The sequence below is a fragment of the Vibrio sp. 10N.261.52.A1 genome, from assembly GCF_002876325.1.
Lineage (GTDB): Bacteria > Pseudomonadota > Gammaproteobacteria > Enterobacterales > Vibrionaceae > Vibrio > Vibrio chagasii.
The window spans coordinates 1-261 of sequence record NZ_MCYD01000322.1; the positions used below are offsets into that span (position 1 = coordinate 1).

1 pseudogene is annotated in these 261 nt (G+C 47.1%); it reads left to right on the plus strand.

Features of this window, described 5'->3' with window-relative positions:
- A pseudogene (locus tag BCT81_RS03920) lies at nt 1–261 on the plus strand (hypothetical protein); the annotation flags it as partial.

Below are 261 nucleotides of genomic sequence, written 5' to 3' on the forward strand. Positions count from 1 at the left end.
TGCCCAAACCATCGGCCAAAATGATGTGTTCCTTGGGGCACGTTTCGCTTTGAACGATGAAGACGGCACCGAAGTGCTTGCTGGTATCACTCAAGACTTAGACAACAGTGATGTCTACAGTGCCAAGCTAGAAGCTGCTAGTCGCATCAACAACAACCTCAAGTGGCGATTGAATGTTTGGTTGTTTGAGAACGAAACCCCAGAGGACTTGCTGTTCTTCGCTCGCAAAGATGATTTTGTCGAAGTCGCATTGGAGTATTA